This is a genomic window from Paenibacillus sp. cl123 (assembly GCF_900101595.1).
Classification (GTDB): Bacteria; Bacillota; Bacilli; order Paenibacillales; family NBRC-103111; genus Paenibacillus_G.
The window spans coordinates 266,624-292,626 of the sequence record NZ_FMYY01000003.1 but is presented as its reverse complement, the minus strand read 5'-3'; the positions used below and the strand labels follow the sequence as shown (position 1 = coordinate 292,626).

Genomic DNA, 26,003 nt, shown 5'->3' with positions numbered 1-26,003 from the left:
TTCGACCAAAATTCCGTTCACCGCGGATAGATGCTGTCCCGACATGGCTGACAAGCAATGCATAGCTTCCGCTGCCTGGCATGGTTTCGCGCGTCCGCCGCATTTTATTCAGGGGGAAAGCTTGGGATGCGGCTGAAGATCGGGATCGGATGCCGTATAAGGCGCGTTTACTCTCGCAAATCCGTCCTTGTAGAAGTACAGCATACGCATCTGTCCGCTATCGTCTTCATAAGGAATTCCCCAATGCTTGCCCGCCCTGAACTTCCGCTTGACTTGGGCAATGCTCGCTTGATGTTTGGCCGCGAGCGTCGCCAGGCAGCTGTATTCCATGACATGCCTCAATTGCTGCATAGCTCTGTTTACGTTGACCGCCATCCTGTAATACCGGTACAGCCCCAGCAGTCGGGCGTTGTACAGGGCGACGATGTCCGCGTCGGGCTTATGAAGAATAGCGGGAACGGGAAGCATTCTCCATTGCTTGGCATCCATGTCCTTGACCAGCTTATGCGCCGTAATGAACGTCCGGACCGTATCCTCCGGCATGAAGAGCTGGGCGCGGCCGATGCCCGCCATCTTCTTTACGCCGTTTGTGTCTGTTCGAAGACGCCAGTCGTCTTGGACTTTCATGATATGCCCGAGGAATTTGACGCCGCTGCCGGCGTGAGCCGTCCGAAGCTCTCCTTCTAAAAGCTCGATCTCCAGGACGTCCCTCATAAACCTCTTTATATCATGTCGTACGGATTCGCTTTGCGCTCTGCTGCCCCACACGGCAACGACAAAGTCGCCGGCATAACGAATGCATGCGATGCGATTGGCTTCCAAGTGCTGAAAAGGCTCGCGATGGGCGTGGCTTCGAGCGGCCGCCCGCTCTTCGACTTGATAAGAGCGCAGCCATTTATCGAAGGAGTCCAGGTAAATGTTGGCAAGCGCCGGACCGAGGATTCCGCCTTGCGGCGTGCCGCTGTAAGTCCCGCCCTGCTTCCAATCTTCCAGGTATCCCGCCCTCAGAAATTTCCGGATCAGCCGGATAAATTTCGCATCGTTGATTTTCTTCTCCAGGAGCGCGATCAGTTTAAGGTAGGAGATGCTGTCCAGATGCCCCTTGATATCTCCCTTGATCAACCAGGCCGCCCCGTTGAAGTTGTCTAGCGCTTCGCATAAGGCCGTATGACAGCTGCGATCCGGTCTGTAGCCGTGACTGAAATCCTCGAAAACGGGCTCATAAATCGCATCAAGAATCATCCTGCCGATTTCCTGAATAAGGCTGTCCGTGAAAGCGGGCAAACCCGGTGACGGGGGCTGTCCTGTCCTTCCTCGGCTGTCCCTTCTTCGTGGTTGATACGATTCATTTTTCATCAATTCGATGAGCGACATGACCTTATCCATAGGGAACAAGGCGGCTGTTTCCTTGCCGCTGCCTGCTTCTCCCCTGCCGTTCCTGGCGCGAAGCCTGTCATAAGCCCGGAGATAGAAGTCAGGATTGTAGAAATGACGATACACCCGCTCGAACACATAATCCGGTTTTTGCTTGGATATTTTGGTCAATAGGTATAAAGCTTCGCCAGAATTCATGGAGCCTTGCGCTCCTTTCCGCTGCATGTATACCGACAAGCTGTCTCCCTTCGCCATGTAACAGGCTTTCCCTGTCTCGGACTACTATGGAGACTCCGTTGCCATATGAGATATTCAATCCTCTGCAGGATATAGCCGGGTCGGCGTTCCCACTTAGGCAATCCCCATTTAGTCATATCCGTCCAAGCGCGATAAGTTGTCGGATGGTCCTTTCGTCCGTTCCACCTCTTCAGGTGTGCGTCAGCGCGGGAAGCTTGGGTATCACTTCGAATTATAGCATCTGTGCCTTCGAAGTGCCTGACAGCCGTCCGGCTCGCTGTCAGAGCGCTGAGAGCAGGTAGCAGCTAACTTTCCTGCCGGGAAGCATGGCCCCGCTTGGACTAGACTTTAAGCAGTATAGCTTTCATCCTCGTACTTATCTTGATGTCTCGCCGCTCAGTCGTGGCGCGTTAGCTCGCCAACTTGCGACTTTCCCAACATGCTGCACTCCCCTCCGGGTTTCCCCTTCGGATAAGTTGGGCGACATGACCTCCATACCCTGGAAGCCCCCCGGCTTAGCGGGGAAAACGGATACGCCTTATGGGCGCACGATGCTCTGCTTCACATCTCCTACCATAAACCGGTTGCCCGGCTGCTCCCGCGAAATTAGGGCGACGATCGTCTCCTGAACCCGGTTCGTATCCTGGTATTCGTCCAGCATGACCTCTACGAACTGCTCGCGATATTCCCAGGCGGCCGCAGAGGGCACCGGGTGCTCGGGTGATGACGTTGCCGGATCGCACAGGATGCGCAGGCAGTAGTGCTCGAGATCGGCAAAGTCCACCAGACCTTTGTCCGACTTGGCCTTCCTGTAAGCTTCGGCGAATTCGTTTACGAGCCTCGCCAGCTCGCGCATCAACGGGTGCACCTTCTCGAGCTCCTGCGCGTACTCTTCCAGGCTGCGGGCGAACCACTCCTCCTTGATCTGCGTCAGCTTGTCCTTGGCCGCATTTCTCAGATCCTTGACCTTCTCCTGCAGTTCCTTGTCCACCTGATCGCCCTTGCATGGCTTCAGCTTGCCGAACGCAGCGCCGTGGAAAGCCTCGTAGAGAAGCTCCCACGGTCCTTCTTCGCTTCGCTCCAGCAGGCTGCGGGTCATAGTCAGATCGTCGTCCAGGTTGGCGAGATAGGGAGTCGGCCCTCCCGGGCCGCGAGCCAGCCGCTCCGCCTCGGTCAGCATGCCTTCCATGCCCTGCAGCTCCAGCTTCACCGCCGCACGCAGGCTGTCCAGCCACGGATGATCATCCGTGGCCAGCTGCGCTCCGAACATATCCACGCAGCCCTCCAGCCAGTGCTCCGGCCACGGATGGCTGCGCGAGTCATCGTACAGCCTCTGGATGAGGCGGAATAAACCCTCGTCATTTTTGTCCCCGCTGAACGTATCGGCCAGCAGCCAGAACGGCTCGCCCTCTACCGCTGCGCCGTACCGGTCCTCCAGCAGCTCCTCCAGCAGTTCCTGACGAAGCAGCGCGCTTTCGGTCTCATTCGCGATGCGGAAGCCGGGATCGAGACCGATCGTTTGGTAATGCTTCTGGATAACCTCCATACAGAAGGAGTGCAGCGTCGTGATGGAAGCGCGCGGTATAAGCGCCAGCTGCCTGCGCAGATGCTCGGAGCCCGGGTCTTCAGCCAGCGCTTTCTCCAGGGCATCGCTGATCCGATGCCGCATCTCGGCGGCGGCCGCCTTCGTGAAGGTGGCGACCAGCAGCCTGTCGACGTCCATCGGCTCCTGCGGGTCCGAGATGCGGCGGATGATGCGTTCGACCAGCACGGCTGTCTTGCCGGAGCCGGCCGCCGCCGCCACCAGCACCGATCTTCCCCGGACAGCGATCGCTTCCCATTGCTCATCCGTCCAGGTGCTGTTCTCCGGCTTCGGACTAACATTCGTCGTCATTGCGTTTCTCCATCCTTCCCTCTCCCGCGTACAGGCTCATCCGGACGCAAGCTGCCGCTTGGCCCTTCGTCCCCGGCGGGTTCGTCCAAGTCGTCCTCCAGCCCCGCTCCTGCTTCCAGAGCCGCAAGCCGATTGCTGCGGGCAGCTGCCGGACGGAACGCAGCCTGACTGCGTTTGATCGGCTTCTCTCCGTCGCTTGCGACTTCGGTTGGCTTTTCACCGTGCCGTTTGTCTCCTCCGGAACCCGCTTCCGAGGCGTCCTTACGCTCCATCAGCTCCAGCGCCAGGTCCTTGCCCAGCATCGGAAGCTGCTTGTACGAATTGCCGGCCAGCTGAGGGTCGAACTGGCATACCGGCTGGAAGGAGCAGCCCTGACAGGCAACAGCCGTCCCTTTGCGGTAAGGCTCGATCGCGATATGGCCGTTCGACATCGACGTGCCGATCTCCCGGATCGTTCGCTGCACATGGCGTCTGACGGTCCCCCATTCCTGCTCCGTCGCAACGGACGACGACTTGTAGAACCCGCCGTCCGACTTCAACGCCACCGGCAGCAGCTCGGAATATCCGCTGGCCCCGACCAGCGCGCTGTCCATCAGGCGGACCGTATCCGCATCGGCGGAGAGCAGTCCTTTCATTTTGAACCGTTTCCTCAGCTCCTTGTCGGCTTGCTCGGCGCTTAGCGCATTTTTGACCTGCAGCACCGGGTTATGCACGTGGAAGTACAGGACGCCGGCCGGCTGCGCTTCCGTTCCCAGCCACAGCGGGGCGTGCGTGAGAATAACATCGAGATACGTCATCATCTGCAAAGACAAGCCGTAGTACACATCGCCGAGCTGCAGAGCCTTGGAGCTTGACTTGTAGTCGATAACCCGAAGCAAGGCCCCCTTCTCGGTATCCGCCCGGTCGATCCGGTCGATGCGTCCCCGCAGGTTCATCCGTACCCCGTTGTCCAGCTCATAATGCAGTGCGGGAATGCGTTCGCCCGCTCCGAAGCCGACCTCCAGCCCGATCGGTTGAAACTGCCCCCGCTTCGCATGCTCGCCCAGCATATAGGCTGCGCGCCCGATAACCTGCTTCAGCTTGCGCGCGATATAGTGATAACGCTTGGAGCTGAGCAAAATTTCACCCTGCAGCCTCGGCGTCAAAGCATCGATGACGAGAGCCGCCCGGCGCTCGCACTCCGCAGCCGAGAGCCCGCCCCAATCTGCGCCCTCGGCCACGATCTGCTCGGCGAACCGGCTGAGCGCCGCATGGAACAGCTGTCCGACATCGGGGGCCTCCAGCCGGAACATCCGCCGTTCCTTCAGACGAAGCCCGTGCGACGCGAACTGCGAGAACGGGCAGGCGACGAAACGCTCCATCCGCGAGACGCTCGTATCGATCGAGTCTCCGTACAGCTCCCGGCTCGTCCGCTCGGAGAGCGGCGCGATCCGGTTCGTATATTGCAGCGCTTCCGTCAAGCGCGCCAATCTTCCGCTATGTTCCGGCTGTCTGGCGAACCAATTGTACACAGACCACCATACGCCGTGAACCGGCGCCCCGCGCATCCACTGCTTCAGCTGGACGACCAGCATGGACAACGCTTTATCCGGGTGGGTGACATAGTCAAGCTGCTCGTCCGCTTCTGTCCGGGACCCCGGCTCGTTCAGCCCGAGCTGCTCGGGCACGTCCGGGAACAGCCGCCTGATTCTGCGTATCACATCCGACGGCAAGAGCGACTTGCCTTCCTCATCCGCCAGGGGATAGCTGATCCAGAGCCCCTCGCTGGGCGTGCATAACGCATTATAGATCAGGAAATTTTCATCCAGCAGTTTCCGTCTGCCATCCTCCGCAAGCTGCAGGCCGGCCGACGCCAGATGCTCCCGTTCCGTTTCGGTCAAAACGCCGCTTTCGGCGATTTTGGCCGGCATGACGCCCTCAGTGACTCCCAGGACGAACAAATGCTTGATCCTCGCATTCCGGGTCCGGTCCATGCTGCCGATCAGCACCTGATCGAGCGTAGGAGGGACAAGACCGAGCTTGATGCTCTCCATCCCCGTTTCGATCAGCTTGGCAAACTGCTCCACCGAGATGTCTTCCTCCCCCGTCAGCTCGACAAGCTGATCCAGCATATCGATAACCCGATCCCATACCTGGGCATGCTCACGAGCTTTCTCAGGCTCACCGGCATTCAGCGCTTCCTGGCTCCACTTCTCCAGCCGCTCGGGCACCTGCAGCTCGGTCAGAAGCTCGTACAGCGCTTCTACCCGCTCCTTCACCGTCTTGCGCTCGCGCAGTTTGTCCTGAAAAACGCCCAGCGGCTGCGCAATAATTCGGCGGTAATGATTGATCGAACGCAAGAAAGCCGACTCGACGCCGCTCTCGTCCTCCTCCCGTTCGATGGACGTATCATAGCGATAAGTCCAGTCCGCGCCCTCACGCCACCGGGAGCCCTGGATACCGAAGGCGAGCACATAGTTCTCCAGCCGGTCAAATCCATGTGTGCTCACCCGTTCTGCCGACCCCTTATCCGTCCTGCGCAGAGGGATGAAAAATCCGGTCTTGACGCAGCGAAACACTGCGTCGTATCTCCAATGCTGGCGGACGACTTCAAGGGCCGACCGGATAAACTCCACCATCGGGTGATGCAGCACCGGGCGCTTCCGGTCCAGAAACAGCGGGATGCCGTAATCCGCAAAGGTGCCAGCGATCAGATCGCCGTAAGCCTCCAGATTGCGCACGGATACGGCGCAGTCCCGCCAGCGCAAGCCCTCTTCGCGGACAAGCCGGCGAATGGCGCGGGCGGTTCCCTCCACCTCGGCACGCCGGTGTACGGCAGCTGTAATATGCAGGGCGCTGCCCGCCCGCTCTTCCGGCTTCATCCGGTAGGCCGGCCTTACGCCGAGCCCCCAGCTCCGCTCCAGATGGGCCAGCACCGGATTCGCCGCGAATCTTGCGGGCGGATTCGCCTCCAGCACGACCGTCGGATTCAGCTCTACGCCCAGCTCAACGAGCCGCTGCGACAATTGAGACATCGTCCGCGCTGTCGGATGGAACAGCTCCAGCTCAGGCACCGGCTCGCCTGCCCCATACGGACGATCCAGACTAAGCGTTATTCGGACGTCCTCCGTATGCAGCGCAAGCTGCTCGATAACGGCCGACTCCTGCGGCGAGAAGCCGTAGAACCCGTCTATCCATATCGACGCCTCTCGCAAATAAGAAGACTTCGGAACTTGATCGATCAGCAGCGATAAATAATCTTCTCCGTCCAAGTACAGCCTGGACAGCTCCTCCTGAAATTCGGCGTACACCAGCTGCAGGTCGTGGAGCTTGTTCGCAAAGGAAGCGCCCGCGCGCTCCGAATCGGAGATGCGGGCTGAATAAAAGGCCGCCAGCTCGTCGGCCGTAATCCTATACCGTTTAAGCTCCGTGAAGAGCTCGCTCATATGCTCCAAAAAACCGGTTTGCCCGGCAGTATCACGCAAGCTTCTCAGCCTGTCCCGCTGCTTGTGGAGAATACGGTGGAGCAGCAGCTTTTTCCCGGTATCGTCGATCGGAAGCCTCGACGTCCCGCCCACTTCCTGCATCACGCGCCAAGCCAGACGGCGAAAGCTGAGCACCTGGGCCCGCAGCGTGCCGCGGAGCTCCGGCTCCGACGCCAGCGCGTACTCCGCCTGAAACGTCGCCTGCTCGGGAACAAGCCAGATGAGCGGCTTTCCTTGCGGCTCAGCCTTCAGCCTTTGCTTGATCTGTTCCAGACAGCTTGCGGTTTTACCCGTTCCCGCGCGTCCAAGCACAAATTGAAACGCCATTCCTCGCAATCCCCTCCCATCAAGCTTCTATCCTGATCCTACTATTCTACCAAATAACCGGGGGTTCCGGTAAAAGGCAGGTTATGCCAGTCTTCCAAACCTATCGTTTATTATAGCATAAGCCAGACTTTAGGAACATTCGTTCCTGTTCATTCAATAAGCGATTCTGAACTGTACTGGTACAATTCCCTGAATTGGTTGTTGTTTCGAGTATCGATCGGCTCTAACATATCGAGTAACGGACGACGATCCGGAATCACTTGGGAGGGAGAGAAGGAACAATGAGCGAGTTGAACACTTTATTTCGCAGCAGAATCGGGCTTGCTGAGGAAGCGGCCCTTACATTTGCAAGCTTGGATAAGGTTTTGGAAAAAACGGCCAAAACGATTGCTTTTGAGAATTTAAGAATCATTGAAAAGCGGACTCAAGAGATTTCGAAGGCTAACTTGATCAACAAAATTCTTATACACAAAGAAGGGGGGCTTTGTTATGAGCTGAATACGATATTGTATTATTTCTTGATGGAGAATGGGTTTGAAGTGAGGCTTGCGCGCGGAATTGTGTATAACCAGGAGGCTCAGGAATTCCCTTCGCTGGGAAGAACGCATGTTTTTATTCTTCTGACTCATGAAAACCAGGTGTATGTCGTAGATACCGGCTTCGGAGGGAATCTGCCCTTGAAGCCCGTTCCTTTAAACGGTGAGCCCGTTTCCTCAGATAATGGGGACTTCCGGATACTACGAGAAGAGGGGGAGCATGGGAACTTTGTACTCGAAATGAAAGTGAAGGATAGAGATTCGGCCTGGAAAACAGGCTATGCCTTCGACTCCAAGCGAACGGTTACTCAGCTAGCGGAAATTAATGCCGTCCAGCAGCTGATTGTCCACGACCCGAGATCAAGCTTTAATAAAAGCCGGATGATCACCCGGCTTACGGATCAAGGAAATATAACTTTAACGGAGACTTCGCTTACGCGGCGAGAGGGCGGCCAAGTAACCAAACAGGTCATCGACAGCACAAGCTTTAAGGATCTGTTGCATCGTCATTTCGGCCAATAAGGGAACCGGCCCAATGACAAGCGGCGTGCAGCCGACTTTTTCGCTCCGCTCCTCCGAAGCAAGCCGGAGGCCGGCGGTCAATCCGCCAGCCATACCGTTTTCTCCGCAGCGGGCCTGCGCTTGCCTTCGGGAGGCGACATCGCCGGGTGGCCGATGTACAGGAGCGCTACGAGCTCTTCGCCTTCGGCAAGCCCGAAAGCCTGCTGCATCAGCGGGTGGTACATAGGCTCGCCCGAGCGCCAGATCGCTCCCAGCCCTAGCGCGTGCGCGGCCAGCAGCATGTTTTGCGCGGCGGCATGGGCTGCCGCAAATTCTTCGATGCGGATAACGCCTTTCTCCGGCGAAGGCGAGACGGCTACGGCGATAATGACCGGCGAACGCAGCGCCTTGCCCCGGTGCTTGCTCAGCGCCTCCTCCGTCAATTCGCCATCCGCCGTCTCGGCCGCGATAGCCGCGTAGGCATCGCCCAGTTTATTGCGTCCGCCGCCCGTCATGACATAAAACCGCCAAGGCTCGGTCGCATGATGGCTGGGCGCCCAGTTGCCCGCGTCCAGAATTTGTTCAATAAGCCGGCTGTTCACGGGCTCGTCTTTCACGCGTCCGATCGTGCGTCTTGTGCGGATAGCTTCGAATAACTCCATCGGCCTGCTCCTCCCCGCCTCTAGCGGCGCGTTGTTACTTCAAATATTGCGAATTTCAAATAATGGCCTTCGTCCACGCCGAGTATGCGGGGATGATCCTTCCCGGCTCCGCGGAATTCGATCAGCCGAAGCGTCTTGCCCGCATCTTGTGCCGCCGCATGGATCGTTTCAAGGAACAGGTCCGGCTTCATATGGTAGGAGCAGCTCGCCGTTACCAGATAACCGCCTTCGTTCACCAGCTTCATGCCGTGCAGATTAATGTCCTTGTAGCCGCGGCAAGCTCCCTCGACCGCGCTGCGCGTTTTGGCGAACGCCGGCGGATCGAGAATGACTACATCCCAGGTCCGGCCTTTTCCCGCCATTTTAACGGAGGTGTCCATCTTGCGCCTGTCCGCCTGTCCTCTCGTCTCCCGTTCCTCCTGGCCGCGCACCTGCTCGCGCAAATAAGCGAACGCATCGGCCACCACAAACTCTACCCGATCGCCGAAGCCGTTCAGCATAACGTTGCGCCTCGCGGATTCGACCGCATGCTCGGAGATGTCCAGGCAAGTGACCTTCTTCGCGCCGTACCCGCAGGCATGCAGGGTGAAGCTGCCGGTATGCGAGAAGCACTCGAGCACCGTAGCGCCGTCCCAATACGGGAAAGTTACTTCCTGGCCGCTCTTGTTGACAGGCACTTTCTTGACCGTACCGTCGTCCAGCAGCTGCTCGACCGTCCGGATGCCGCTGCGCGCCCCCCAGCCCAGCATCAGCGGAGCGATCGCCGCCCGGTTCTCGCGCTGGTCGAAGAAATAACCTGTCTTCTGTCCGTCGACAATATCGACTTCCAGCAGCAGTCCGTTCTCACGAATCGTTACATGCTGCGGACAATCTCCGTACAGCACGCCCTTGCGCTTCTCCAGCCCCTCCAGCTCACGGACAGACACGTCGCTCCGCTCATAGATGCCCGCCGGCTGCATCACCTCGACAAGCGCGGCCACCAGCGCTTCGCGCGCCATCTCCATGCCGAGGGTCAACACCTGGACGACCAGCGTTTCTTCGAACTTGTCGACGATCAGACCGGGCAGAAAATCCGCTTCTCCATAAACAAGCCGATACGATCTCGCATCCGGCACGAAACGTTCTCTCAGCTCTTTGCAGCGAAGCAGCTTGGCCGCAAACCATTCCCGCGCCATCGCCTCCAGCGGCTCATAAGAGACGATCCTCACCGTAAGCTGAGAAGCTTCATTGTAATAGCCCGTTGCGAGGTAAGCCCCGTCATGGCGATGGACGGCCACCAGCCCGCCTGGGGACGGCTCGCCTTCGACACGCTCGATCTCGGAGCGATATACCCACGGATGCCCTTCCTCCAGCCGTTTCTTTCGTTTCTTGTGCAAATAAATTGCCGCCATCCGCGCGCACCTCCGCTTTCATGAAATGTTATAGCCGGCCCCTGCGAAACCAGCCTTTGCCCGATGCAAAAAGAAAAGCTCCGGACCGGAGTCGTTCGGAGCCTATGTATGCTTGCACAGCCAGCCGGCAAGCTGCCGGCCTTAAAGCGCTTGTCCGGGAACCGCGTACCCGGGGCATGCCGGTTCCCCTTTTCTCCGCGCTGCTCAAACGAGCTCAAGCTTAGTAGGCCGATTGCCCGCTCGTTCCCTGCATTAACGCCACGCCCGAGCTGGTGCCTAGGCGGGTCGCTCCGGCTTCAATCATCCGGATAGCCGTCTCCAGGTCGCGGACTCCGCCCGAAGCCTTGACGCCCACTTGGGCAGGCACAGCGCCGCGCATCAGCCGGATATCCTCCACGGTTGCTCCTCCTTGGCCGAAGCCGGTCGACGTTTTCACGTAATGAGCGCCCGCTTCCACGGACAGCCGGCATGCCGCCAGCTTCTGTTCTTCGTTCAGCGAGCCCGTCTCGAAAATAACCTTGACGATCGCTTTTCCTTCGACCGCTTGCACGACCGCGCGGATGTCCTCACGCACCGCATCGTATTCGCCCTGCTTCAATCGTCCGATTTGCAGCACCATGTCAATTTCGTCGGCGCCCTGCTCCGCAGCCTTGGCGGCCTCCCAAGCTTTGACTGTGCTTTCCATCGCACCGAGCGGGAAACCGCAGACAACGCTGATTTTGACGCCCGAGCCGGCAAGTAGCTCCTTGCAGAGCGAGACCCAAGTGCCGTTCACGCAGACGCTGTAAAAGCCGTATTGCTTCGCTTCCGCGCACAACTGGCGTATCGTCTCTTCCCCCGCATCGGCTTTCAGCAATGTATGGTCGATATAGCTCGGCAGTTTGCTGACATCAAAGCTTCCCATCTACTTCACCTCATAGCCCAGCGCATGAAGCGCTTTTTTTAGTACAGCATCGTTGTTTCCATAACCGGCATTCGTTTGCTGCTGCCAGGCATCCAGCGGATGGAGCCATTCCACGCCCCGGATTTCCTCCACCTGAGCCTGCAGCTCGCCTCCTGTCGCTTCTACGAGATAATAATGCACTTCCTTGTCCACCTGACCTATGCCCGACAGCTGAAACTGATACGTAATCGTCTCGAGCGGCTTAATAATGCTGCCTTCAATGCCCGTTTCCTCCAGAATCTCGCGGAGAGCCGTTTGTTCCACCGTTTCGCCCGGCTCCATCTTGCCTTTGGGCAATGTTATTTTCCCATATCTATCCTGGATCATTTGCACCTGAATGCCATCTCCGGTCTTCCGGTACACGACTCCGCCTGCTGAAATCTCCTTCACCGTTCAACATCCTTTCCGCCGCTAACGACCCTTATGCCCTCCGTAACGAAAGGATTCCACTTCCTCGCCGCTGCCCGGCGCAAGTGAAATCCTCCGCTTGTCTTTATACGATTGCCTTCGCTGCTTGCGCTTGTCCCGGGATAGAGTCGCTGCTTCCCCCGGAGACGGAAATGGAGGCAGCCAGCTTTAACCCGCCTCTTCCCGCAGCCGCCGCAGGCATCGGAACCCCGATCAGCTCTCCGCGGCATTCATTGACGCCTGCTTCGGTTACCCGCACCCGGCATACTTGTCCGACCCAGTCGGACTGGCCTTCAAACACGACAGACAAGTAATTGTCCGAGTATCCCATGATCAAGCCGCTGTCCGGCTCCCCCTTGAAGTCGCGTTCGGGGATGACTTCCAGCACCTCGCCCACGAAACGCTCGGCATAAGCAAGCTGCAGCCGTTCCGAGAGATCGATCAGCTCGTGAACACGGGTGTTTTTGACTTCCTCGTCCACCTGATCCTCCATCCGCGCTGCCGGCGTTCCGGTCCGTTTGGAGTATGGGAACACATGCATTTCCGAGAAGCCCATCCGTTCCATGAACCGGTAGCCGTCCCGGAACATCTCCTCCGTCTCGCCCGGGAAACCGACGATCACATCCGTCGTGATCGCCACGCCCGGCATAATCCGGTGAATATGCTCGATCTTGGCGGCGAATTCGGCCGTCGTATACTTGCGGCGCATCCGCTTCAGCACCTCGTCATGTCCCGCCTGCAGCGGGATATGCAGATGACGGCACATCTTCTCCGAATGCTGCAGCACCTCCAGCACCTCATCCGTAATCTGACTGGCTTCGATCGAGCTGATCCGAATCCGCTTCAGCCCCTCGACCTTGTCCAGATCCCACAGAAGCTTGGCCAGACTGTAGTCCTCCATATCCTCGCCATATCCGCCCGTATGAATACCCGTCAGCACAATCTCCTGGTAGCCCGCTTCGACCAGCATCCGCGCTTGGTTCAATACGCTTTGCGGCTCACGGCTGCGCATCAGGCCGCGGGACCATGGGATGATGCAGAACGTACAGAAGTTGTTGCAGCCTTCCTGAATCTTCAGAAACGCGCGCGTCCGGTCCGCAAAGTCCGGCACATCCAGCTCCTCGAAGGCCCGGGTTTTCATGATGTTGCGCACCGCGTTGATCGGCTGGCGCTCGGCCTGCAGCTGCTGCACATAGGACAAAATCTTGTCCCGGTCCTGGGTGCCGATCACAATATCTACGCCGGGAATAGCGAGAATCTCGGCCGGAGAGGTCTGGGCGTAGCAGCCGGTCACCGCCACGATCGCCTCCGGATTGCGCCGGATGGCCCGGCGAATCATTTGCCGGCTTTTTTTATCGCCCGTATTCGTCACCGTACAGGTGTTAATCACATAAATATCGGCGGTCGATTCAAAATCAACCTGCTCATAGCCTTCATGCTTGAATAACTGCCAGATCGCTTCCGTATCATAGAAGTTCACTTTACAGCCCAGCGTGTGAAAAGCGACTGTTGACATCTATTCGTCTCCTCCCATTTCTCCGGCTTCATATAAAATGCACGTTAAACCGACCATTGCGGCCGTCTCCGTGCGCAGAATCCGTTTGCCCAGCGATACGGGCCTGCACCCGGCTTGCTCCGCCTCAGCGGCCTCGCGCTCGCTGAAGCCTCCCTCAGGGCCTACGATCACGAGCAGCTTCGGACGGCTCTCCTCCTGCGTCCCGTGCGGCTTGGGCGCTTGCACGCCCTCCCCGGTCTCAGCGGCGCTCACTTGCGTCTTCCGCAGAGCCGACTTGATCAAGCTGCGAAGCTCCTGCGCATCCTGCTTCTCATAGCAGAACCAGGCGGCGTCCGCTTCGGCCGCAAGCTTCAGCAGTCCCTTCCAACTCTGCACGGACTCCACTGCCGGAATGCAGCTGCGGTGGGCCTGCTCTGCTGCTTCCTTGGCGATTTTCTGCCAGCGCTCGAGCCGTTTGCCTTCCTTCTTCGCATCCCATTGGACAACCGTCCGCTCCGAGGAGAAGGGGATGAAGCGGGCCGCCCCGATCTCCGTCCCCTTCTGAATCACCAGCTCCATCTTGTCGCCCTTCGGCAGGCTTTGGGCAATCCATACATCCACGCGCGGCTCCTTGTCCGGCGGCAGCCACTGTTCCACAGCGGCCGTTACCTCGCCGGCCTCGAGCGAGCGGAGCACAGCGACGGCTTCCCGTCCGCAACCGTCGCTGACGATTACGCGATCGCCGGCCTTGGCGCGCATAACGCGAATCAAATGATGGGCGTCATCGCCCGTTATCGTCACATGATCAGCCGAGAAACTTGCCGGCTGAATGAAATATCTTTGCATCGCAACCATCGCTTTCACAAAAAAAAGGTGAGACCGTTTTACAAATTACGTAGAACGGTCAACCTTCATCTTACACGTTTTTCAGTTAAAATACCAGTCCAAGCCTTACCACAAGGCTATAGATGCTCTTATGTCCTCAAAGCCCGCCCAGCGGTCCGAAAATAGGGGTCAGCACCCTCATGAAGGCTCCCAAAATATCGTACTGAAGGGCGAAAATCGGACCGAGCGTCACCGCGCGCAGCGGCGGAATGAAGAACATAAGCAGCACCGCGTAAAACAGCCACTGCTGCACCTGCTGCAGCTTGATAGCCCAGCTAACGGGCAGCAAATCCTCCAGAATCCGGTAGCCGTCGAGCGGCGGGAAAGGAATCAAATTCAGGATAAAGAGAAAGATGTTCTGAACGACCATATATTTCAGGAAGGTCGAGATGGCCATCGCCATGCCCGCGCTCATGCCGCCGAGCCAGCCGTAATTATGCACCATATACATGATAACCAGGCTGATAAAGCCAAGCACGAGGTTGCTGAAGGGCCCCGCGAACGACACGGCGATGCCCATCGCTCGCGGATTCTTGAAGCGGGCCCGGTTAACGAGCACCGGTCTCGCCCAGCCGATGCCGACGATCAGGAAGAAGATCATCCCCAGCCAGTCCAGATGAACGCGCGGGTTCAGCGTAAGCCGGCCCATGGCGCGGGGCGTCGGATCGCCGAATTTGTCCGCCACATACGCATGCGCAAATTCATGCACGGTGAACGCCAGCAGCAGGACGAGAAAGACGAATGGCAGTTCGTCGACCGGATAAGCCAGGAAAGAGTTCCAATCCATTCAGCCACCTACGGCTTTCTGGCGACGAGCACTACCCAATCCTGATCCTCGTTCACCTCGGTCACGGTAAAGCCGGCCGCGGTCAGCCCGTCCTGTACCGTCTCCTGCTTGCTTTTGATGATGCCAGACACGATATAGGTTCCGCCGGACTCCAGCGCATCGTATACATCCTGGATGAACAGCATAATAATCTCGGCCAAAATATTCGCTACGACAACCTGCACAGGCAGCTGGACGCCAAGCGCGGATGAGCCGGCTACACGCGTCTCGTTCAGCACCTGCAGCAGATCGCTCAGCTTGATGGTAATGCGATCCTGCAAGCCGTTCAGCAGTGTATTCTCCGTCGCGCTGGACACCGATACCGGGTCCAGATCAAGAGCCAGCACATGGCGGGCCCCCAGCTTGGCCGCTGCGATAGCCAAAATGCCGGAGCCCGTGCCGACGTCGATAACATGTTCGCCGCCTTGGATGACCTTCTCAAGCGTCCTAAGACATAAGGCCGTCGTCGCATGAGTTCCCGTGCCGAACGCCATGCCCGGATCAAGCTCCAGGATGATCTCGCCTTCGCCCGCTTCGTACTCTTCCCAGGTCGGCTTGATCGTCAGACGATCCGACACGCGCAGCGGCTTGAAGTATTGCTTCCATGCCGTGGCCCAGTCTTCGTCATCCACTTCTTTCCATTCGTAAACGGGGCTGCCGGTATCGATATCGTATTCGGCCAGCCGCTCTACAGCAGCCTTCAGGTCAGCGAGCACGGCTGCCGTATCCGTTCCTTCGGCAAAATAGCCCTTGATCTCCGCGCGGCCTTCGGGAATATCGTTCAGAGGCAGCTCATACCACTGCCCGAGCGACGTATCCCGCTGTTTGTTTAAGGTGCCGGACTCCTCGATGGAGACGCCTCCCGCGCCCAGCTCGTGTATAAAGTTGGAGATCATTTCGATCGCTTCTTCTGTTGTATGTACCGTAATTTCATGCCAACGCACCGGTTTTCCTCCCCTATCTGCTTAACTCACGCATAACCCCTAGTATACAACAATTAGAGGTATGGGTAAAATAAACCGGGTTTGCATAAAGGGTGCGGCCGCTGATCATCCTAAGCCGGAATGGATCCAATTAAGATAACGAGCCAATTCAAGACTAGGAGCTTCCTTCATGACATTAGACCGCTTCGTACTTATACTCTTATGGGGACTAAGCGTCGTTCTTGCTGTTATAATGATTCCCCGGCGCAAGGTTCGGATTGCCGCTATCGCATTATTGTTTTGTCAGGCTTTGTTGTGGGTCTCATCTCTGCTCCACAGCCGTCATGATCTGATCCAGTTTCCGGTCCGCGAGTTTCCCAAGGCGACGGATCTTCTGGTCACGACCGAATATTTCTTTTATCCCTTTTTCTGCGCTCTTTATGTGATCAGGGAACCAATGAATCAAAGCCGCATAAACTGGAAATCTTTAATAACTTGTGTAACAGCCGCGACGGTCATCGACTTGCTGCTCGCCACTTATACGAATCTCGTCCGCTACGAAAATTATGCCTGGTACTGGACCTGGCTTGTCTTTCTGGTACAATTTCTGGCAACCCGGTATTATTGCTGCTGGTTTTTTCGATCTTCCGCATTCATAAGCCATCAAGAGGAGTAAGACGCCGCATGGAGTATCTCGTACTTTACGCAGTATGGGCCGTTTCCGCCAGTCTGTTGATATTTGCCGTACCGAAGAACAGGAGACGCGTCGCGCACGCCGCTTTTTTGTTCAAGCAGATGATTACCTGGGCCACCGGCCTCTATGTCGTGGAGAAAGGCTGGCTGGAGTATCCGGTCCGTTTTTTCGCGGATGTAAACCGGGCCAGCTTCACGTTCGAATATTTCGCTTACCCGACGGTCTGCGCCGTATTCAACAGCAGGTTTCCGGGTCACCGGTCGCTTCTCTTTCAATTGGGCTACGCCATGACATACGCTACGACCATAACGATCGTGGAGGCTATGCTGGAGCATTCCAAAACCCTCCACCTGATCCGGTACCATCAATGGACTTGGTATTGGACTTGGCTAAGCTTATTGATAACCCTCATGCTCTCGCGTTTATTCTGCCTCTGGTTTTTCAGAGAAAAACGGCTCCCGGCTTGAGTAATCTCATAGCCGCGGAGCCGTTGTCACATAAGCGGGTTACCGCTCAGACGCTGCCGCCCGCTTCACGGATGACGCGAAGCGCCTGGTCGTAGGCCGATTCGTTCACAGCGCCCGTCAATTGGAGCTGACTGTGGTCAATCTGCAGATCGGCCGCACGCAAAGCCTGCAGCTTGGATATACAGCTGAGCGCTTCCTCCGGGGAACCGAAGGAAGCGGTAATTCCCTTATCCGACATATCTGCGCCTCATTCCTTATCCGTTTCTTTCCTTTGGCTTACGCACACTCAGTTCGTGTCTTCGGAAGCGCGCTCTTGGCGCGCATCGGCTTGCGCCGCACGCTCCGCGGCCTCCAGATCCACTGCATCCGCCAGCTCCTTCGAGAATTCCACATCCTCATTCTTAGCGCTGGGCATCGGTTGATTTTCCCGCTGCTGCTTCATAAGGCAAGTCTCCTTTCTCCAAGTTACGAACCTTCCTATTGTCCGCATAATCAGTCCAAATATGCAGAAAGACAAGGAAAAGACGGCAGAGCTCTGCCGTCTTTTCCTTGTCTTTCTGCCCTCTAGTCGCCCAAGAAGGCTTTCTTCATACGTTCGAAAATCGATTGGTTTTGCTCATGCGTATGCTCGCCGCTCAACCGGCTGAACTCGCGCAGCAGCTCCCGTTGTTCTTCGTTCATGGATGTAGGCGTGACCACGACGACCTTCACGTGCTGATCGCCTTGCCCGTAGCCCCGCAGATGCGGGACGCCCTTGCCCTTCAAGCGGAAATACGTATCGGTCTGCGTGCCTGCCGGAATCTTCAGCTTCACCTTCTCGGTCAGCGTCGGAATCTCGATCTCATCGCCAAGCGCAGCCTGTGCGAATGTGAGCGGGACCTCGCAGTAAATATCGTCGCCTTCGCGCTCGAAAAATTCATGCGCCTTCACGCGGATGACGACGTACAGATCGCCTGCCGGACCGCCGCGCAGTCCGCCTTCTCCTTCACCTGTCACCCGCAGTTGAGCGCCGTCGTCGACTCCCGCCGGAATGTTCAGGTTGATCGTGCGCTGCTTCTTGACCTTCCCCGCGCCATGGCAGGTTCCGCATTTGTCCTTGATAATCTTGCCCTGGCCTTGGCAGGCCGAACAGACCCGGCGGTTGACGATGCGGCCGAATGCGGTGTTTTGCACAACCTCCTGCTGACCGGAGCCGTGACAAACTCCGCAGGTATCCGGCTTCGTGCCCGGCTTCGCTCCGCTGCCATGACAAGTATCGCAGGTTTCCGTGCGCGGAATGACGATATCGGTTTTTTTGCCGAATACCGCTTCCTTGAACTCGATGGTCAAGGTATACTGCAGATCGTTGCCCCGCTGAGGCGCATTCGGATTGCGACGTTGGCCGCCGCCTCCGAAGAACATATCGAACAGATCGCCGAACCCGCCTCCGAAATCCGCGCCGCCGCCCATGCCCTGGTTAGGATCAACGTGGCCGAAGCGGTCGTATTGGGCTTTCTTCTGATCGTCGCTCAGCACATCGTAGGCTTCCTTTGCCTCTTTGAACTTGGACTCGGCGTCATCCGCCTTGTTCACGTCAGGGTGATATTGACGGGCCAGCTTGCGGTAAGCCTTCTTGATATCTTCTTGCGAAGCGTCCTTGCCAACCCCCAGCACTTCATAGAAATCGCGTTTACTCATCCTTCACTCCCACTCCCTAGCCTTCCGTTAAGCGGCGTCCCCACGGACGTCTTGTTCCTGATCCGGGTAGGAAAGCCGAAAGTCAAAGCCGCTGCCGGCTTTGACTTCTAGGCACTCCGTATACGCAGACGCTGCCTGATCAGAGCCGGCTCCGAAAGCCGAGGCTTTCGGAGCGCACTCTTCTATTGTACGACAGCAGCTTACTTCTTGTCGTCTACAACTTCATAATCGGCATCGACTACATTGTCTTTCTTGGAAGCGCCTTGCGGCTCGCCGCCCGCTTCGCCCGCGCCTTGCGCTTGAGCCGCTTGCTCGTAGAGCTTGACGGACAACTGCTGCACAATTTGCGTCAGCTCTTCGCTGGCTGCTTTGATTTCATCCAGATTGTCGCCTTCAAGCGCCTTCTTGAGCTTTTCTTTGGCTTCATTGGCTTTGTCGATCTCTGCTTGATCTACCTTATCGCCGAGATCCTTGATCGTTTTGTCAACCGAATATACAAGCTGATCCGCGTTGTTGCGAGCTTCTACGACTTCTTTGCGCTTGCGGTCTTCTTCGGCATGGGATTCGGCATCCTTCATCATGCGGTCGATCTCTTCGTCGGACAAGCCGCTGGAGGAAGTGATCGTAATTTTCTGGCTTTTGCCCGTACCTTTATCCAGAGCGGATACGTTCACGATCCCGTTGGCATCGATATCGAAGGTAACTTCGATCTGCGGGATGCCGCGCGGAGCCGTCGGAATGTCGCCAAGAATAAAGCGGCCGAGCGTCTTGTTGTCGGCAGCCATCGCACGCTCGCCTTGCAGGACGTGGATTTCTACGCTTGGCTGGTTGTCGGCATATGTCGTAAACACCTGGGATTTCGTCGTAGGAATCGTCGTGTTGCGGTCGATCATCTTCGTGAACACGCCGCCTGCCGTTTCGATACCGAGCGACAGAGGAGTAACGTCCAGCAATACGACATCTTTGACATCGCCTGTCAATACGCCCGCCTGGACGGCTGCGCCAAGCGCTACAACTTCATCCGGATTCACGCCTTTATGAGGTTCCTTGCCCGTCAGACGCTTAACGGCTTCTTGAACGGCCGGAATCCGGGTAGAACCGCCGACCAGCACCACTTTGTTGATTTGGTCAGGCGTCAGCCCTGCATCGCTGAGCGCTTGACGCGTAGGACCCAAGGTGCGCTCGACCAGACCGGCGGACAGCTCTTCGAATTTGGCGCGGCTCAGGTTGATCTCCAAGTGCTGCGGCACGCCGTCTACGACCGTAATGAACGGCAGGGAGATCGTCGTCGTCAGCACGCCGGACAATTCCTTTTTCGCTTTCTCGGCAGCATCCTTCAGACGTTGAACGGCCGCTTTATCCTTGCTCAGGTCAATGCTATGTTCTTTCTTGAATTCTGCTACCAGGTAATCGATGATGACTTGGTCAAAGTCGTCGCCGCCGAGCTTGTTATCGCCGCTGGTCGCTTTAACTTCAAAGAACCCGTCTCCAAGTTCCAGGATCGACACGTCGAACGTACCGCCGCCGAGGTCATAGACCAGAATCGTCTGATCTTCGGATTTCTCCATACCGTAAGCCAGTGCAGCAGCCGTAGGCTCGTTGACGATACGAAGCACTTCCAGACCGGCAATTTTACCCGCATCTTTGGTCGCTTGACGCTGGCTGTCGTTGAAGTAGGCCGGAACCGTAATAACGGCTTGCGTCACGGTCTGTCCGAGATACGCTTCCGCATCGGCTTTCAGCTTCTGCAAAATAATCGCGGAAATTTCTTGCGGCGAGTAGTCTTTGCCTTCGATAACTTCCTTGTGATTCGTACCCATATGGCGCTTGATCGAAATAACCGTGCGGTCCGGGTTCGTGATAGCCTGGCGTTTCGCCGTTTCGCCCACGACGCGCTCTCCGTCTTTCTTGAAGCCTACGACGGACGGTGTGGTGCGGTTTCCTTCGGCGTTGGGAATAACGACGGCTTCGCCGCCTTCCATAACGGCGACGCAGGAGTTCGTCGTTCCAAGGTCGATACCAATAACTTTACTCATGAGGGAATTCCTCCTTAATTTGGGTTAAAACAAATATGAGCTCGTCGAAATCTCTAGCTTTATGAACTTACTTTGACCATGGCAGGCCGCAGTACTTTATCTTTCAACAGGTAGCCCTTCTGAATTTCCTCGACCACGATGCCTTCCTCGTGCTCTTCCGACTCCACCTGCATAATCGCCTGATGGAACTCCGGGTTAAACGGCTGGCCGACAACTTCCATCGGCTTAAGGCCTTCAGCCGTCAGCACCTGCTCCAGTTGGCGGAATATCATATCGATCCCCTTGGCCAGGGCGTCGTAATCCTTATTTTCTTTGCTGGCCGACAGCGCCCGATCGAAATTATCGACGACAGGCAGCAGCTGCTCGATCACTTTGAGCGATGCATACTTGGCCTGATCTTCTTTTTCTTTCTGGGTCCGTCTTCTGAAGTTATCGAAATCCGCTTGAGTGCGCAGCAGCCGTTGATAATGCTCCTCCGCCTGGTTCTTCGCTTCCTCCAGCTGTGCTTGGACAGCATCATCGGATTGGGTAGTTTCAGCATGGCCGGAATTCGCTTGTTCGCTCTCAGGAGCTTCGTATGTAGCGCGTTCCGCCTGCTCGTTGGTATCCGTCTGCTGCTCGCCGCTCTGCGGCTGGTTGTGTTGTTCCGTATTCAATGTCTGTCACCTCCTTATAATCAATCTGTCTCTCTCTATATTGTAACCACCGGGGAAAAGTCGAAACCTGTTCCCATCCGTACGGTCATTCTTCTCTGGGCTGACGCATCTTGATCACGGTATGGATGCGGAGCACCGCCGACGCGACTTCCCCCGCCGCATGCAGCGCGTGCAGCTTCACATCCGCCGGGTCGATGATCCCGGCTTCCGCCATGTCGGCGACCGCTCCGGTATCGCAATCGATGCCCAAGGCGTCGCTTGACGCCGCCAGCTGTGCCGCCTTCGCTTCCTCCACCTTCTCCAGCGGGTTATAGCCGGCATTGACGACAATCTGCGACAGCGGCTTCCGCAGCGCATGGACGACAGCTTCGACGCCGAAGCCTTCCATTCCGCGCACGGTTTCCCGGTAACGCTCCAGCTCGTAAGCCGCTGCGATCTCCGCAGCGCCCCCGCCGGGCAGCCAGCCGCTTCTCAGTGCGGCCTGGAGCGCCGCTGCGGCATCGCGCGCAATCCGCAGGCGCTCACCGGCGATTTCATTTGTGCTGGCTCCGATGACGATCGAAACTTGCTTTTGGCCCCGCCCGTCGGCGATTCGCACACATTCCAGCCGCTCGTCATAGGCGACCCGGCCAGCGTAGCCCAAATATCCCGACCATTCGGCCGCCGGACGGTAAAAGGCCGACCGGCGCATCGGCCGTGCAGCCGTATAGTCGGACAGCCGCCGCAGCCAGGTGCGAGGCACGCGCTGGAGCACCATGATGCCGCGGTCGGTGCAATATTGCTCCGCCTCGCCGTCCACCCCCCGCTCGCAGGCAATCAGGCCGACCTGCAGCTCGGACAGGCTATCCAGCGCATCGCGGAATTGCTCCCGCAGCTGAAGATGCCGTCCGTACCCGGATTCGGTCGTCAAAGCTTCCTCCGCCACTTCCTCCGGTCCGAAAGCGTCCTGAATGATCAGAACCCCTGCTGACCGGGCCGGAAAATCAAGCTGCGCATTGGCCGGGCGCTTCGGAACGATCAGCCCGGGCCATACTTCTCCGCTCGCCTGACCAAGCGAGTGTACGGCGTCCGCGAAGCGGAAGTTCTCCTCGCACAGCTTGCCTGCCCCGAGCTGCCTCGCGCCGCTTACGATCAGATCGGCCAGATCGGCATGCTCCCGGCCGGCCACATAGGCGACCCGCTTCAGCACCGGGTCGTCCAGTCCTAGCACAGGCCGGGCCCGGCTGCTCAGAGCCTGCGCCGCTTGGCCGACTCCGTCCTGGATGCCCCGCACCACCTTGGCCACCGGCACGCCGCGCATCACTTGTCTGGCGCCCTCGGCAACCAGTGCACCTGCCAGCACCGTGGCGGTAGTCGTGCCGTCTCCGATGCGCTCCTGCTGGGCGCGGGCCACCTGAACGAGCAGCTGCGCGGCGGGATGCGCGACATCCATCTTCTCCAGGATCGTAACGCCGTCGTTGGTAATGATCACTTCTCCGCGGGCTCCGACGAGCATCGTGTCGAGTCCCTTCGGACCGAGCGTACCCTCAACCGCCGAGCAGATCGCGCGGACGGCATTCACATTATTGCGCAGCGTGGCATACGCCTCTTCGCTTTCTTGCGCCGCGCCCGGCTGTCTCGTCTGGCTCATTTATACCAACGCTCCATAAGCTGGGTCATGTCTTTGGACAAATGGTCCAGCAGTTTAATCATCTTGGCGTAATCCATCCGTGTCGGCCCCAGGATGCCGATCGTCCCGAGCGTCTGTCCTTCAAAAGCATAAGTCGCGGTAATGAAGCTGCAATCGTTGACCGCCTCAAGCTTGTTTTCGCTGCCGATCCGCACCTGAATCCCGCTCGCTCCGCCGGTCCCTTCGAACAGCTGAATAATTTTGGGCGTCTCGGCCAGCAGGTCCAGGATGCTCTTCACCTTGTCGACATCCTTGAATTCAGGCTGGGTCAGCATATTCGTCGTCCCGCCGAGGAAGACGCGTTCCTCCTCGCGCTCGATGATCGAATCGAGCATGACGAGCAGCTCCTCGTAGCCGGACACGTACCTGCTCATCTCCGAAGCAATCTCCGTATAGAGCTTGGACTTGAAGTGCAGCAACGGCACATTCTTCAATCTCGTGTTCAGGATGGACACAAACTTCTCAATCTCCGACATCGGGATGCCTTCGGGGATCGTGACCGTTCTATTCTCTACTTGCCCGGTATTCGTAACGACGATCGCTACGGCCGTATGCTCATTGAGCGGCACGATCTGCAGATGCTTCATCGTCGTCGTCAGCATCTCGGGACCCATCACAATCGACGTATACGGCGTCACCTGTGACAGGATCATCGCGACCTGCTGGATAACCCGCTCCATCTGCTGCAGACGGTCGGCGAAAAACTGCTTCATGACTCCGATATCTTCATCGACCGTCTGATCGTCGTAAGCCATCAGATGATCGACGTAATAGCGATAACCTTTATGTGAAGGAATCCGGCCGGCCGACGTATGCGGCTGCTCCAGAAACCCCATTTCTTCGAGATCCGACATTTCATTGCGTATGGTGGCGGGACTGAACCCCACGTTTCCGCGTTTGGATATGCTGCGAGAGCCGATCGGCTCCGCGGAACGGATATAATCGTCTACGATGGCGCTCAATATATGTCTTTGTCGTTCGGTTAGCATAAGCGATTTCCACCTCCGAGGAATGTCCGTATCAGCCGCCGCGGTCTTGTCGTCCGTCATTCGCCCGGAACATGCTCCGAACGTCCTGCGGCTGCCATATTGGCCGTTCATTCGTTAGCACTCCAGTCCATCGAGTGCTAAGCTACTACAAAAATAACAGACCTCAAGGGTCTGTGTCAAGTCAATCCAGTCTTTTGAGCACGGCGATTTCGTCGCAGCAATGCTGTTTTTTGCAGTGGATGCAATCCCGCCATACTTTCTCGGGAAAGATCTCCTTCTGTACGACCGTAAATCCGATTCTTTCAAAGAAGGCGACCTCGTAGGTGAGCGCCATAATTTTCGGAATGCCCAGCTTGCGCGCTTCTTCGATGAGCAGATTGACAATGGATTTGCCGATGCCAAGTCCTTTATAGCCCTCGGTCACTCCAAGCGATCGGATCTCCACCAGATCCGGTCCGAGCTGGGTATTGGACCCGCAGCCGACCAGCTGTCCCCCGACTTCAGCAACAACGAACGTATCCAGCTGTGCGGTCAGCATCTCCCTCGTTCGCGGTAGCATGATCCCTTTCTCCGCATAGCCTTGAATGATGTCGTATAACGTCTCGATGTCCTGTTCGGTTGCCTTGCGGCAGGTCAGGGTCATTGTCATTGGAGTTCCCACCCATCACATGTAAGAATGATATGAATAAATATACAACATAACGTATAAAATGATCAATCTCTTTTTTTCATCGATTTTTAAACGGATTCAGCCGCCTCCAGAAACTGTCCGAATACATCGTTGCCGAGCAAGATGCCCTGCTCGCTCAGCCTGTAGCCCTCGGCCGTTTCCTCCAGCAGCCCTTTCTCCAGCAGGCCGCGGATTGCGGTGCCGAACACCGCCTCCAGCGGACGATTGAATTGTTCGGTGAAATCCGCACGGCGGACGCCCCTCAGCAGCCGCAGTCCGACCATCATAAAGTCCTCCATCGCCTCAGTCAGGTCCACCTCATGAGAATCGAGCAACGGCCTTCCTGCGCGGGTGCCTTCGATATAGGGCTGGACGCCCTTGATATTGACGTGGCGCTTCCCATGCACATAGCCGTGGGCGCCCGCTCCGAGCCCGTAGTACGGCTGATTGCGCCAATACATCGCATTGTGCCGGCTCTCGAACCCCGGCTTCGCGAAATTGCTGATCTCATATTGTCCGTACCCGGCCTCGCGCAGCCGCTTCATAATATGAAGAAACATGCCGACCTCTTCCTCTTCTTCGGGAAGCGGCAAATTCCCCCGTTCATAGAGTGCGTGGAACAGCGTGTTCTCCTCGACCTTCAGGCTGTAGATGGAGTAATGGGGCAAATCCAGCTTAAGCGCCTCCGCAAGCGTCGCTTCCATGATCGCGATCGTCTGCGTCGGCAGCCCGAACATGAGGTCGATCGACATATTCGCGAACCCTGCTTTGCGGGCATTCTCCAGGCTGCGGTACACATCATCCGTATTGTGAATGCGCCCTATCCGCTCCAGCAGCGCATTGTCGAACGATTGGACGCCGAAGCTGATCCGGTTCACCCCGCCCTCCTTCATCGCCTGAAGCTTCTCCAGATCCGTCGTCCCGGGATTCGCCTCCATCGTGAATTCGATATTCGGCGCCCAGTTTCCGAAGTACGTCTGCACCCGACTCAAAAAGCTGGCCATCTGCTCAGGCGTCAGCACGGTGGGAGTTCCGCCCCCGACGAAGATCGTTTCAATCTCCCCGGGCGGCACTTCCAGCACCGTGCGCTCCATCTCCCGCTCCAGCGCGTCCAGATAGTCCATGACAGGCTGGCCCTTCAAAATGTATGAGTTGAAATCGCAATAATGGCACTTGTTCGTACAAAAGGGGATATGCAGATAAACTGCGGCCGGCGTTTGTGTAAGTTGTTTCATCCTTATTCCTTTCTGCCAAGACCTGATCTGACCGGTCAAGCAGC

23 protein-coding genes are annotated in these 26,003 nt (G+C 57.4%); 3 read left to right on the top strand and 20 right to left on the bottom strand.

Annotation, left to right across the window (positions count from 1 at the left end; genetic code table 11):
* Positions 1–108 precede the first annotated feature (108 nt).
* The 3 genes from BLR08_RS07950 to addB all read right to left on the bottom strand — a co-directional run bounded on the left by BLR08_RS07950 (position 109) and on the right by addB (position 7,296).
* Positions 109–1,572: a reverse transcriptase/maturase family protein gene (locus BLR08_RS07950; RefSeq protein WP_176835454.1), complete on the bottom strand. Its 1,464-nt coding sequence runs from the start codon at positions 1,570–1,572 to the stop codon at positions 109–111.
* Positions 1,573–2,149: 577 nt separating this feature from the next.
* The gene (locus BLR08_RS07945) at positions 2,150–3,505 is read right to left on the bottom strand and encodes a UvrD-helicase domain-containing protein (RefSeq protein WP_072328653.1); all 1,356 of its coding nucleotides are present in this window, start codon (positions 3,503–3,505) and stop codon (positions 2,150–2,152) included.
* On the bottom strand, positions 3,502–7,296 hold the full coding sequence (addB, locus tag BLR08_RS07940) for a helicase-exonuclease AddAB subunit AddB (RefSeq protein WP_072328652.1): 3,795 nt from the start codon (positions 7,294–7,296) through the stop codon (positions 3,502–3,504). Before addB ends, BLR08_RS07945 begins: the two co-directional genes overlap by 4 nt.
* 281 nt (positions 7,297–7,577) lie before the next feature.
* On the opposite strand from addB, the gene BLR08_RS07935 reads away from it, so the two are divergent.
* Positions 7,578–8,354: an arylamine N-acetyltransferase family protein gene (locus BLR08_RS07935; RefSeq protein ID WP_072328651.1), complete on the top strand. Its 777-nt coding sequence runs from the start codon at positions 7,578–7,580 to the stop codon at positions 8,352–8,354.
* Positions 8,355–8,431: 77 nt separating this feature from the next.
* Here the strand turns inward: BLR08_RS07935 and BLR08_RS07930 are convergent, their stop codons facing one another.
* From BLR08_RS07930 to prmA, 8 genes are all read right to left on the bottom strand, one after another.
* Complete coding sequence (locus BLR08_RS07930; protein ID WP_072328650.1) at positions 8,432–8,995, bottom strand: nitroreductase family protein; 564 nt, start codon at positions 8,993–8,995, stop codon at positions 8,432–8,434.
* Positions 8,996–9,015: 20 nt separating this feature from the next.
* A complete protein-coding gene (locus BLR08_RS07925; RefSeq protein WP_072328649.1) occupies positions 9,016–10,386 on the bottom strand; it encodes a class I SAM-dependent rRNA methyltransferase in 1,371 nt (456 codons plus the stop codon).
* 220 nt (positions 10,387–10,606) lie between these two features.
* Positions 10,607–11,290: a deoxyribose-phosphate aldolase gene (gene deoC, locus BLR08_RS07920; RefSeq protein WP_072328648.1), complete on the bottom strand. Its 684-nt coding sequence runs from the start codon at positions 11,288–11,290 to the stop codon at positions 10,607–10,609.
* Positions 11,291–11,719 carry an NUDIX hydrolase gene (locus BLR08_RS07915; RefSeq protein ID WP_072328647.1) on the bottom strand — a complete coding sequence of 143 codons (429 nt, stop codon included), beginning with the start codon at positions 11,717–11,719 and terminating at the stop codon, positions 11,291–11,293.
* Positions 11,720–11,822: 103 nt separating this feature from the next.
* A complete protein-coding gene (mtaB, locus tag BLR08_RS07910; RefSeq protein WP_072328646.1) occupies positions 11,823–13,253 on the bottom strand; it encodes a tRNA (N(6)-L-threonylcarbamoyladenosine(37)-C(2))-methylthiotransferase MtaB in 1,431 nt (476 codons plus the stop codon).
* Entirely contained in the window at positions 13,254–14,078 is an 825-nt protein-coding gene (locus BLR08_RS07905) for an RsmE family RNA methyltransferase (protein WP_072328645.1), read from the bottom strand.
* Positions 14,079–14,214: 136 nt separating this feature from the next.
* Positions 14,215–14,904 carry a site-2 protease family protein gene (locus tag BLR08_RS07900; RefSeq protein ID WP_072328644.1) on the bottom strand — a complete coding sequence of 230 codons (690 nt, stop codon included), beginning with the start codon at positions 14,902–14,904 and terminating at the stop codon, positions 14,215–14,217.
* 8 nt (positions 14,905–14,912) lie between these two features.
* Positions 14,913–15,887, bottom strand: a complete 975-nt coding sequence (gene prmA / locus BLR08_RS07895; protein ID WP_072328643.1) for a 50S ribosomal protein L11 methyltransferase — start codon at positions 15,885–15,887, stop codon at positions 14,913–14,915.
* A 169-nt stretch (positions 15,888–16,056) separates the two neighbouring features.
* Here prmA and BLR08_RS07890 point away from each other — a divergent pair, with 169 nt between their 5' ends.
* On the top strand, positions 16,057–16,542 hold the full coding sequence (locus BLR08_RS07890) for a CBO0543 family protein (protein ID WP_072328642.1): 486 nt from the start codon (positions 16,057–16,059) through the stop codon (positions 16,540–16,542).
* An 8-nt stretch (positions 16,543–16,550) separates the two neighbouring features.
* A complete protein-coding gene (locus tag BLR08_RS07885; RefSeq protein WP_072328641.1) occupies positions 16,551–17,027 on the top strand; it encodes a CBO0543 family protein in 477 nt (158 codons plus the stop codon).
* A 46-nt stretch (positions 17,028–17,073) separates the two neighbouring features.
* On the opposite strand, the gene BLR08_RS07880 is transcribed toward BLR08_RS07885, so the two are convergent.
* The 9 genes from BLR08_RS07880 to hemW form a co-directional block, all read right to left on the bottom strand.
* Complete coding sequence (locus BLR08_RS07880) at positions 17,074–17,265, bottom strand: hypothetical protein (RefSeq protein WP_072328640.1); 192 nt, start codon at positions 17,263–17,265, stop codon at positions 17,074–17,076.
* A gap of 48 nt (positions 17,266–17,313) precedes the next feature.
* A complete protein-coding gene (locus BLR08_RS07875; protein ID WP_072328639.1) occupies positions 17,314–17,469 on the bottom strand; it encodes a YfhD family protein in 156 nt (51 codons plus the stop codon).
* A 122-nt stretch (positions 17,470–17,591) separates the two neighbouring features.
* On the bottom strand, positions 17,592–18,704 hold the full coding sequence (gene dnaJ, locus BLR08_RS07870; protein ID WP_072328638.1) for a molecular chaperone DnaJ: 1,113 nt from the start codon (positions 18,702–18,704) through the stop codon (positions 17,592–17,594).
* 200 nt (positions 18,705–18,904) lie between these two features.
* A complete protein-coding gene (gene dnaK, locus BLR08_RS07865; RefSeq protein ID WP_072328637.1) occupies positions 18,905–20,740 on the bottom strand; it encodes a molecular chaperone DnaK in 1,836 nt (611 codons plus the stop codon).
* A gap of 59 nt (positions 20,741–20,799) precedes the next feature.
* On the bottom strand, positions 20,800–21,396 hold the full coding sequence (gene grpE, locus BLR08_RS07860) for a nucleotide exchange factor GrpE (RefSeq protein WP_072328636.1): 597 nt from the start codon (positions 21,394–21,396) through the stop codon (positions 20,800–20,802).
* A gap of 85 nt (positions 21,397–21,481) precedes the next feature.
* Complete coding sequence (locus BLR08_RS07855; protein WP_072328635.1) at positions 21,482–23,026, bottom strand: TCP-1/cpn60 chaperonin family protein; 1,545 nt, start codon at positions 23,024–23,026, stop codon at positions 21,482–21,484.
* On the bottom strand, positions 23,023–24,054 hold the full coding sequence (gene hrcA, locus BLR08_RS07850) for a heat-inducible transcriptional repressor HrcA (protein WP_072328881.1): 1,032 nt from the start codon (positions 24,052–24,054) through the stop codon (positions 23,023–23,025). Before hrcA ends, BLR08_RS07855 begins: the two co-directional genes overlap by 4 nt.
* A gap of 181 nt (positions 24,055–24,235) precedes the next feature.
* The gene (locus BLR08_RS07845; RefSeq protein ID WP_072328634.1) at positions 24,236–24,703 is read right to left on the bottom strand and encodes an N-acetyltransferase; all 468 of its coding nucleotides are present in this window, start codon (positions 24,701–24,703) and stop codon (positions 24,236–24,238) included.
* 89 nt (positions 24,704–24,792) lie between these two features.
* Positions 24,793–25,959: a radical SAM family heme chaperone HemW gene (gene hemW, locus BLR08_RS07840; protein ID WP_072328633.1), complete on the bottom strand. Its 1,167-nt coding sequence runs from the start codon at positions 25,957–25,959 to the stop codon at positions 24,793–24,795.
* Positions 25,960–26,003 lie beyond the last annotated feature (44 nt).

Bases quoted from the DNA above. Each gene is read 5' to 3' on its own strand.
- BLR08_RS07950 (WP_176835454.1), bottom strand. From the start codon at position 1,572: ATGAATTCTGGCGAAGCTTTATACCTATTGACCAAAATATCCAAGCAA.
- BLR08_RS07945 (WP_072328653.1), bottom strand. From the start codon at position 3,505: ATGACGACGAATGTTAGTCCGAAGCCGGAGAACAGCACCTGGACGGAT.
- addB (WP_072328652.1), bottom strand. From the start codon at position 7,296: ATGGCGTTTCAATTTGTGCTTGGACGCGCGGGAACGGGTAAAACCGCA.
- BLR08_RS07935 (WP_072328651.1), top strand. From the start codon at position 7,578: ATGAGCGAGTTGAACACTTTATTTCGCAGCAGAATCGGGCTTGCTGAG.
- BLR08_RS07930 (WP_072328650.1), bottom strand. From the start codon at position 8,995: ATGGAGTTATTCGAAGCTATCCGCACAAGACGCACGATCGGACGCGTG.
- BLR08_RS07925 (WP_072328649.1), bottom strand. From the start codon at position 10,386: ATGGCGGCAATTTATTTGCACAAGAAACGAAAGAAACGGCTGGAGGAA.
- deoC (WP_072328648.1), bottom strand. From the start codon at position 11,290: ATGGGAAGCTTTGATGTCAGCAAACTGCCGAGCTATATCGACCATACA.
- mtaB (WP_072328646.1), bottom strand. From the start codon at position 13,253: ATGTCAACAGTCGCTTTTCACACGCTGGGCTGTAAAGTGAACTTCTAT.
- BLR08_RS07905 (WP_072328645.1), bottom strand. From the start codon at position 14,078: ATGCAAAGATATTTCATTCAGCCGGCAAGTTTCTCGGCTGATCATGTG.
- BLR08_RS07900 (WP_072328644.1), bottom strand. From the start codon at position 14,904: ATGGATTGGAACTCTTTCCTGGCTTATCCGGTCGACGAACTGCCATTC.
- BLR08_RS07890 (WP_072328642.1), top strand. From the start codon at position 16,057: ATGACATTAGACCGCTTCGTACTTATACTCTTATGGGGACTAAGCGTC.
- BLR08_RS07885 (WP_072328641.1), top strand. From the start codon at position 16,551: ATGGAGTATCTCGTACTTTACGCAGTATGGGCCGTTTCCGCCAGTCTG.
- BLR08_RS07880 (WP_072328640.1), bottom strand. From the start codon at position 17,265: ATGTCGGATAAGGGAATTACCGCTTCCTTCGGTTCCCCGGAGGAAGCG.
- BLR08_RS07875 (WP_072328639.1), bottom strand. From the start codon at position 17,469: ATGAAGCAGCAGCGGGAAAATCAACCGATGCCCAGCGCTAAGAATGAG.
- dnaJ (WP_072328638.1), bottom strand. From the start codon at position 18,704: ATGAGTAAACGCGATTTCTATGAAGTGCTGGGGGTTGGCAAGGACGCT.
- dnaK (WP_072328637.1), bottom strand. From the start codon at position 20,740: ATGAGTAAAGTTATTGGTATCGACCTTGGAACGACGAACTCCTGCGTC.
- BLR08_RS07855 (WP_072328635.1), bottom strand. From the start codon at position 23,026: ATGAGCCAGACGAGACAGCCGGGCGCGGCGCAAGAAAGCGAAGAGGCG.
- hrcA (WP_072328881.1), bottom strand. From the start codon at position 24,054: ATGCTAACCGAACGACAAAGACATATATTGAGCGCCATCGTAGACGAT.
- BLR08_RS07845 (WP_072328634.1), bottom strand. From the start codon at position 24,703: ATGACAATGACCCTGACCTGCCGCAAGGCAACCGAACAGGACATCGAG.
- hemW (WP_072328633.1), bottom strand. From the start codon at position 25,959: ATGAAACAACTTACACAAACGCCGGCCGCAGTTTATCTGCATATCCCC.